This window comes from Nonomuraea longispora (genome assembly GCF_004348345.1).
Taxonomy (GTDB): Bacteria; Actinomycetota; Actinomycetes; order Streptosporangiales; family Streptosporangiaceae; genus Nonomuraea; species Nonomuraea longispora.
In genome coordinates, this window is sequence record NZ_SMJZ01000284.1 from 1 (window position 1) to 8,570 (window position 8,570).

Annotated in this window: 7 protein-coding genes and 1 riboswitch; all 7 genes read right to left on the reverse strand. The window is 70.1% G+C overall.

All coding sequences use genetic code 11. The features are described 5' to 3' along the window. Positions 1 to 2,171, reverse strand: a 2,171-nt coding sequence (gene gcvP / locus E1267_RS40690; protein ID WP_181957914.1) for an aminomethyl-transferring glycine dehydrogenase, incomplete at its 3' end; no start/stop codon positions are given. 180 nt (positions 2,172 to 2,351) lie between these two features. After that, positions 2,352 to 2,450: riboswitch (glycine riboswitch) on the reverse strand. Between the two features lie 58 nt (positions 2,451 to 2,508). After that, entirely contained in the window at positions 2,509 to 3,129 is a 621-nt protein-coding gene (locus E1267_RS40695) for a MerR family transcriptional regulator (protein ID WP_132341165.1), read from the reverse strand. 147 nt (positions 3,130 to 3,276) lie between these two features. Continuing rightward, a complete protein-coding gene (locus tag E1267_RS40700) occupies positions 3,277 to 3,747 on the reverse strand; it encodes a bifunctional nuclease family protein (RefSeq protein WP_090771501.1) in 471 nt (156 codons plus the stop codon). 132 nt (positions 3,748 to 3,879) lie between these two features. After that, the gene (ftsR, locus tag E1267_RS40705; protein ID WP_165960082.1) at positions 3,880 to 4,539 is read right to left on the reverse strand and encodes a transcriptional regulator FtsR; all 660 of its coding nucleotides are present in this window, start codon (positions 4,537 to 4,539) and stop codon (positions 3,880 to 3,882) included. Between the two features lie 67 nt (positions 4,540 to 4,606). Next, entirely contained in the window at positions 4,607 to 5,119 is a 513-nt protein-coding gene (locus E1267_RS40710; protein WP_132341167.1) for a double zinc ribbon and FHA domain-containing protein, read from the reverse strand. 277 nt (positions 5,120 to 5,396) lie between these two features. Continuing rightward, a complete protein-coding gene (locus tag E1267_RS40715; RefSeq protein WP_132341168.1) occupies positions 5,397 to 7,901 on the reverse strand; it encodes a mannose-1-phosphate guanyltransferase in 2,505 nt (834 codons plus the stop codon). A 4-nt stretch (positions 7,902 to 7,905) separates the two neighbouring features. Continuing rightward, positions 7,906 to 8,487, reverse strand: coding sequence for a cardiolipin synthase ClsA (gene clsA / locus E1267_RS40720; RefSeq protein WP_132341170.1), 582 nt, complete (start codon positions 8,485 to 8,487; stop codon positions 7,906 to 7,908). Positions 8,488 to 8,570: the final 83 nt, after the last annotated feature.

The following is an 8,570-nucleotide window of genomic DNA, read 5'->3' on the forward strand; positions in this document are numbered from 1 at the left end:
GGGTGGCCGGGCAGGTAGGGGGCCAGGTGGCCGCGGACCGCGACCGGGCCGACGCCGGGCCCGCCGCCGCCGTGCGGGATGCAGAACGTCTTGTGCAGGTTGAGGTGGGACACGTCGGCCCCGAACTCGCCGGGCTTGGCGAGCCCGACCAGCGCGTTGAGGTTGGCCCCGTCGACGTAGACCTGGCCGCCGGCCTCGTGCACCTTGGCGCAGATCTCGGTGATGGTCTCCTCGTAGACGCCGTGCGTGGACGGGTAGGTCACCATGATCGCGGCCAGCGCGTCGCGGTGCTTGGCGATCTTGGCGTCGAGGTCGTCCAGGTCGACGTTCCCGCCGGAGTCGCAGGCCACGACCACGACCCTCATGCCGGCCATGACGGCGCTGGCGGCGTTGGTGCCGTGCGCCGAGGAGGGGATGAGGCAGACGTCCCGCCGGCTCTCACCGCCCGCGCGGTGGTAGGCGCGGATGGCCAGCAGCCCGGCGAACTCGCCCTGGGAGCCGGCGTTGGGCTGGATGGAGACGGCGTCGTAGCCGGTCACCTCGGCCAGCCAGCGCTCCAGCGTGCCGATCAGCTCGAGGTAGCCCTCGACCTGGGCGGCGGGCGCGTAGGGGTGCACGGCGGCGAACTCCGGCCAGGTGATCGGCTCCATCTCGGTGGTCGCGTTGAGCTTCATCGTGCAGGAGCCGAGCGGGATCATCGACCGGTCGAGCGCGATGTCCTTGTCCTGCAGCCTGCGCAGGTAGCGCAGCATCGCGGTCTCGGAGCGGTGGCTGTGGAAGACCGGGTGGGTCAGGTAGCCGGACTCGCGCAGCAGCGAGGAGGGCAGCGCGTCGGCGGTGCCCTCGGCGTCGGTGCAGGGGGTGGTGACCCCGAAGGCGGCCTGCACCGTGGCCAACTCGGCGGCCCCGGTCTTCTCGTCGCAGGCGACCGAGACGTGGTCGGCGTCCACCTGCCAGAGGTTGACGCCCCGCTCGGCCGCGGCGGCGACCACGGCGGACGCCCGCCCCGGCACGCGTACGAGCACGGTGTCGAAGAACTCGGCGTGCACGACCTCCAGGCCCCGCCCGCGCAGCCCCTCTGCCAGGGCGGCGGCGTGGCGGTGCACCCGGCGGGCGATGCGGCGAAGGCCCTCCGGCCCGTGGTAGACGGCGTACATGCCGGCGATGACGGCCAGGAGGACCTGCGCGGTGCAGATGTTGCTGGTGGCCTTCTCGCGGCGGATGTGCTGCTCACGGGTCTGCAGGGCCAGGCGGTAGGCGGGGTCGCCGTCGGCGTCGACGGACACGCCGACCAGGCGGCCGGGCAGCTGCCGCTGCAGGCCCTCGCGTACGGACATGTAGGCGGCGTGCGGCCCGCCGAACCCCAAGGGAACCCCGAACCGCTGCGAGGAGCCCACGGCGATGTCGGCGCCCAGCTCGCCGGGTGCGGCCACGAGCGTCAGCGCCAGCAGGTCGGCGGCGGCCACGACGAGGGCGCCCGCCTCGCGCGCGGCGGCGGCCACGGCGCGGAAGTCGCGCAGCCGCCCCGACGCGCCGGGGTACTGTACGAGCACGCCGAAGCACTCGGGCAGCTCGCCGTGGAGGGAGTGCTCGACGAGCGTGATGCCGAGCGGCTCGGCCCTGGTGGCGAGCACGGCCTTGGTCTGGGGCAGCGCGTCGGCGTCGACCACGAAGACGGCGCTCTTCGACTTGCCCGCCCTGCGGGCCAGCGTCATGGCCTCGGCCGCGGCGGTGGCCTCGTCGAGGAGCGAGGCGCCGGAGACGGGCAGGCCGGTGAGGTCGGAGACGACGGTCTGGAAGTTGAGCAGCGCCTCGAGGCGGCCCTGCGAGATCTCCGGCTGGTAGGGGGTGTAGGCGGTGTACCAGCCCGGGTTCTCCAGCAGGTTGCGGCGGATGACGGCGGGCGTGACCGTGTCGTGGTAGCCCAGCCCGATCATCGAGGTGACCACCTGGTTGCGATCGGCCAGGCCGCGCAGCTCGGCGATGGCCTCGGCCTCGCCTGCGGGGGCGGGCAGCGTGAGCCGGTCTTTCGCCCTGATGGACTCGGGCACGGCGACCGCGACCAGGTCGGCCACGGACTCGAAGCCCACGGCCTCGAGCATGCGCTGCTGCTCGGACTCCGAGGGGCCGATGTGCCGGGACGAGAACGGCGGAGCGGACAGATCGGTCATGGGGATGCCTCCCGAGGCTGTGGAGACCGGCGCCAGGGCGCGGGCGTGTGCCGGATCTCCCCCTCTGTCAGCGCGGACCCCGGACAAGCGCGGGGGTCGCGACCTGAGAGCTTCACCCCCGGTGGGGCTTGCACCGTCGGTGAGGCGCGCCTGGCGGGTGCGCCTGCTTTCCAGAGTTGCCTCGCCCGAGCGGTACGGGATGCCTGAGAGATTCCGGGGAGGGTTGCTCCTTCGGCGCCCCGGAGCCCAGGGGCCCGGGGACTCTCCCGCACGGGGTCGTCGGCCTTTCTGCCCTCAGGTTACTACGCCCGGTTCGTACGGATGTCAGGAGCCGTGCTCACCGGGTGCGGCGGGCACGGCGGCGCCGGGCGAGTTCGTCAGCGGGGTGGTCGGCCGGGACGGTGTCCTCGGCCGCCGCGCGTTCCCCCGGCAGCTCCGCGAGGGAGCCCTCGACCTCGCGCCAGACCCGGCCGAGCGCGATGCCGAACACGCCCTGGCCGCCCTGGAGCAGGTCGATCACCTCGTCGGCAGAGGTGCACTCGTAAACACTGACGCCGTCGCTCATGAGCGTGATCTGTGCGAGGTCGGCCACCCCGCGGTCACGCAGGTGTTGCACGGCCGTGCGGATCTGCTGCAGCGACACCCCGGTGTCGAGGAGCCGCTTGACGACCTTGAGGACCAGGATGTCGCGGAAGCTGTAGAGACGCTGGGAGCCGGAGCCCTGCGCGGCTCTTATCGTGGGCTCGACCAGGCCCGTGCGCGCCCAGTAGTCGAGCTGCCGATAGGTGATGCCGGCCGCCGAGCACGCCGTCGGCCCGCGGTATCCGATGTCACCCGGCAGCGCCGCGGGCTGTTCGTCGAAGAGCAGGCCCTGCTCCCCGGCACGCTGCCGCGCGCTCTCGCGCCGCACCGGATCTTCCTGGCCGGCCGTCTTTCCCTCGCCGCTGCTGACCGCCACGCGGACCTCCGGCTTTCTCTCATCCCGTGGCCTGATCTGGGGGTATGTGAAGCGCAGCCACGGGTTTCACTTGCACCGTAGGACCGCGACCATGCTCAGTCAACGATCCGGCTCGGCGCGTCGTGAAGCGTAAATGCACTGAAATACCTACCCCGCCCGGCCGAAGTCCTCGGGAGTGATCGTGTCAAGAAACTCCCTGAACTTCTCCACCTCGTCTTCCTGGTCGTCCGGGATGATCACCCCAGCTTCCTGGACGACCTCTTCGCTGGCGAAGATGCGCGCCCCCGTGCGCAGGGCGAGCGCGATCGAGTCGGACGGCCGCGCGCTCACCTCCACGCCGTTGGAGAACACCAGGTCGGCGAAGAAGATGCCGTCACGCAAAGCGACGATGTTGACCGCCCGCAGGCCTACGCCCAGAGCACTCAGCACGTCTCGGAAGAGGTCGTGGGTGAGCGGCCGCGGGGGAGGCTCCTCTGCCTGGGCCAGGGCGATGGCCGTGGCTTCCGTCATGCCAATCCATATAGGAAGGAACCGCTCCCCGTGTGCCTCCTTCAGCAAGACGATCGGCTGATTTGTGGGCATTTCAACCCGAACGCCCACAACCTCCATCTGCAACACGGGCTGCTCCGTATTCCTGACCGGTGTCCCGGCACAGCTATTTGGTCGTTGCTTCTGCTGACTGGCTTCTGCAATTCAACGTAACACCCGGCGGGCCTGGAATGTGCCCCCGCCTCCCAGCTCGCTGCGGTCTCAACGCCCCAGGACGGACCGGACGCCCGTGCGCACAAGGGATGCGTGCAGGTCGAGCAGGAGCGAGGAAAGCTCCCTGGCCGCCTCGTCGGCCTCACCGATGGCGCCGGGAGCGCGGCGCTTGAGTATCGGCGCGACGGTCTGCTCCACCAGGCCGCACTCTCGCTCGGCCGCCGCCTTGACCGCGCGCAGGTGCCGGGCGCGCAGGCCGAAGCGGGCCAGGGCGCCGACGGTGCGCGCCACCGTGAGCGCCTCCTCGTCGTAGCGGCGCGCCACCGGGGCGAGCAGGCCGTAGTCCTCCAGCTCGTCGAGGGTCTCCTCGTCGATGCCCGCGGCCTCGATCAGCTCGGCTCTGCTGAGCCTGATCTCCTGCTGGTCGTTGTCCTGGACGGCTCGCGGGCGGCCGAAGCCCTCCGCCATCTTGTCCTTGATCACCCGCAGCGGCAGGTAGTGGTCACGCTGCTCGGTGAGGATGAAACGCAGCTGCTCCACGTGCAGGTGCGTGAACTTACGGTAGCCGGACGGGCTGCGCTCGGGCTCGATCAGCCCTTCCCCCTCCAAGAACCGGATCTTGGAGATGGTGACATCGGGAAACTCGCCCTGCAGCAGCGCGAGCACCTCCCCGATGCTCATGTGCGAGCGTGCCGCCTGTGACGTCATGCGCGCTCCTCCCCTTGCCGCATGGCCAGGCACGAGACGGCGTACGCCGGTCGCCCGCTTCGCCCCCTCATGCCCCGGAGTTGCCCCGCATCAGGAAGACAAGGCGGAACTTACCGATCTGCACCTCGTCACCGGAGTGCAGGGGAACCTCCTCGATCCGCTCCCTGTTGACGTAGGTGCCGTTGAGGCTCCCCACGTCGCGCACGGAGAACTGGCCGCCGCGGTGGCGGTAGAACTCGACGTGGCGGCGGGAGACCGTGATGTCGTCGAGGAAGATGTCACTCTCCGGATGGCGCCCGGTCGTGGTCAGGTCTTTGTCGAGCCGGAAGCGGCTGCCCTGGTTGGGCCCCCTGGTCACCGTGAGCAGAGCCGCGCCGGGCGGCAGCTGCTCGACCAGCGCCCGCTCGGCCAGGAGCATGTCGCCTGTCTCAGCCTCATACGCCTCGATTCCCGCCACCGAGATCGTCGACGTGGTGTCCCCGGAGACCTCGAGTCTGGTCAGCGGTGACCCACAGCGGGAACAGAAACGGGCATCCTCGGGGTTGGCGTGCCCGCACTGCGTGCAGTAGACGCTCGGCATCGATCGGCTCGGCCTCCTACCGCGAAGACGCGGCGACGGTGCTCTGGAGCGCGCCTCGCTTCGCTTTTTCAAGTTTGCGAATGCCGCAACTTACGCTGATCAGCGGCAAAGGTCAAGACGGCGGCGCTGGACTGTGGTCAGGACGCAGACAAAGTTACCGCCGCCCCCGCCCTGCGGTCCATGCCGCCGCGCGTTTCTACATTACGATCTTGCGGGACCTTCTGCGCACATCGCGCTCCGCCCGTTTTCCCGGTGCCCAGCCACGGCGTGCCGGCGGTCATGTGGCGGCCTGCTCCACGATGCGGGCCCAGCGTTCGAGCAGGGCCTGTGCGCCGTCCATGTCGGACGCCTCCGCCCACAGGTCGGTCACGGGCTCGGCGGCGGCCGGCAGCACCAGCACCCAGCTGCCGTCGTCGCGGGCCACCCGCACCCCGTCGGTGGTGTCGATGCGGCGGCCCTCGGGCTCGGCCTCGGCCGCCTCGATGACCGAGCGCATGACGGCGCCCTTGGCCGCCCACGGTGTCGGCACCGTCCGCCTGAGAAGCTTGACCTCGGGAATCCTGGCGTCGATCTGGCTGAGCGACAGGCGGGTGCGGGCGACCAGGCCGAGCAGGCGCAGGAACGCGGCCAGCCCGTCGATCGCGGGGCTGAACTCCGGCACCACGAAGCCGCCGCGCCCGTCCGCCGCGAAGATCATGTCGGGACCGGCGGCGGCCGAGGTGAGGGCGTCGAGCGCGGTCGACGTCCACTGCACCTGCACGCCGTGGAAGCGGCACACCTGTTCGGCCACCCTGGTCGTGGTGACGGGCAGAGCCACCCGGCCGCTCCTGCGTTCGGCGGCGACCAGGTCGAGCACGACGAGCAGGGCGCGCTCCTCGCTGATGAGCTGGCCCATCTCGTCCACCAGGGCGATGCGCTCGCCGACCGGGTCGAACCTGACGCCGAAGGCCGCCCGCGACGAGCCGACCAGCTCGGACAGGCGCTGCAGGTCACGCCGCCGACCCGCGAGCGTCTCGGTGGGCGAGATGTCGTCGAGGCGGGCGTTGACGGTGAGCACCTCGACGCCGACCCGGCCGAGCAGCGTGGGCAGCACCAGCGAGGACGTGCCGCCCGCGCAGTCGACGACGACCTTCATGTCCTTGACCCCGGTCACGCCCGCGTGGCGCAGCAGCTCGTGGGTGTAGTCCTCGACGGCCCTGGCGGGGTAGGCGAGCTCCGCGATCTCGCCGGGGAAGGCACGGCGGAACTCCTGGCGGGAGAAGACCCGCTCCAGCTTGCGTTGCGCCGCCGGAGGCAGGTCGGCGCCGCGGTCGTCCATGATGACGATGTCCACGCTCTGCGGGTCTCCCGGCGTGGTGCGCAGCGCGATCCCGCCGGCCGCCGAACCCCTGGCGGTGTGGAAGCGGGCCACCGGGAGCGGGGCCGCCTCCAGGTCCAGCACGTTGATCGCGCCCGCGGTGAGCGCGCCGATGACGGCTCGCTTGAGCGCCCTGGCGGCCAGCGAGCAGTCGCGCGAGGTGACGACGTGCTCGCCCTTCTTGAGGGTGGTGGCGTACGCGCTGGCCAGGCGGACGCAGAGCTCGGCGGTGATCTCGACGTTGACCAGGCCGCTGACGCCCCGTGTGCCGAAGAGGTTGCGCTGGCCGCGCGACTCCCAGATCACGCTGGTGTTGACGACCGCTCCGGCCTCGATGGTCTTGAACGGGTAGACCCTGACGCCGCTGGAGACGTACGCCTCCGCCTCGATGACGCATTCGTCGCCGATGACGGAGTTCTCCTCGATGCGGGCGCCGGCCATCACGTCGGTGCTCTTGCCGATGACGCAGCCCCGCAGGTGGGCCCCCGGCCCGAGGTAGACGTTGTCGTGGACGACCGCGCGGTGCAGGAAGGCGCCCTCGCGGACGACCACGTTGTTGCCGAGCACGGTGTACTCGCGCAGCTCGGCCCCTGCCTCGACCTTGGCGTAGTCGCCGATGAGCAGCGGACCTTTGAGCACGGCGTCGGGGTCGACCGCGGCGGAGTCGGCGACCCAGACCCCGGGCGAGAGCTCGAAGCCGCCGATGTCCACCGCGACCTTGCCGGACAGGGCGTCGGCCTGGGCCTTCAGATAGCTCTCGTGGGTGCCGACGTCCTCCCAGTAGCCGTCGGCCACGTAGCCGTAGATGGCCGCGCCGCGGGCGAGCAGGGCGGGGAAGACGTCGGAGGACCAGTCGACGGGCTCTCCGGTGGCCACCGCGTCGAGGACCTCGGGCTCCATGACGTAGACGCCGGTGTTCACGGTGTCGGAGAAGACCTGTCCCCAGGTGGGCTTCTCCAGGAACCGCTGCACCCTGCCCTCGTCGTCGACGATGATGATCCCGAACTCGAGCGGATTCGGTACGCGTTTCAGCCCGATCGTCACGAGAGCCGCATTCTCGCGGTGAAACCGGATCATGTCCGTTAAATCAAAATCGGTCAGGGCATCGCCGGAGATGACCAGGAAACGATCGTCGCGGAGGCGGTCGGCGGCGTTCTTGACGCTGCCGGCGGTGCCGAGGGGCAGGTCCTCGGTGGCGTACTGGAGGTTCATGCCGAGTTCGTCGCCGTCGCCGAAATAGGCGCGCACGAGCGCGGCCAGGAACTGGACGGTGACCACGGTGTCGGTGATGCCGTGCCGCCTGAGCAGGCGCAGGACGTGCTCCATGATCGGGCGGTTGGCCACGGGGAGCAGGGGCTTGGGCTGGTTGGCGGTCATCGGACGCAGCCGAGTGCCCTCCCCGCCTGCCATGACGACCGCCTTCACCCGATCACTCCTTCTTGGCCGAGGTTACGAGCCTGCGCACCTGTACCACATACAGCACCCCCGCCCACCAGTACAGGCCCGTTCCCCATAGTGCGAACGCCCACCCGACAATTCGGGCTATATCGGCATACCACCCAGTGTGGGAGGCAAGGAAGAGGAGAGGGAAGGCGTACATGAGATTGAACATGGCGGCCTTGCCCAGAAAATGCACCTGTAGTGCCTTATAGCCGTGTTTGCGCAGTACGGGGAAGGAACACGCGACGAAGAGTTCGCGTCCGACGATGACCGCGACCAGCCACCACGGGATGACGTCGCGCAGCAACAGGGCGAAGATGGTGGCGAAGACATAGAGCTTGTCGGCCGCCGGATCGATGATCCTGCCGAGCCTGCTCGTCTGGTTGAAGGCCCTGGCGATCTTCCCGTCGAGCCAGTCCGTGAACCCGGCGACCGCGAGGATCCCGATCGCCCACCCGTCCGCCTTGGGCCCCAGAACCAGCCAGAGGAACACGGGGACGCCCAGGAGGCGCAGGAAGCTCAGCAGGTTAGGAACCGTCCAGATCCGGTCCTCGGCGGAAGTATCGCTCACGCAGCAGACCCTACTGCGTGGAACTCCAGCACAGCGCTCCCGTCCGAACCCCTTCCGGCCCGCCCCTCCGGCGATCCGGAAGC

Coding starts and splice junctions, on each gene's coding strand:
- ftsR (WP_165960082.1), bottom strand. CDS start 4,539: ATGACGTCACAGGCGGCACGCTCGCACATGAGCATCGGGGAGGTGCTC.
- E1267_RS40710 (WP_132341167.1), bottom strand. CDS start 5,119: ATGCCGAGCGTCTACTGCACGCAGTGCGGGCACGCCAACCCCGAGGAT.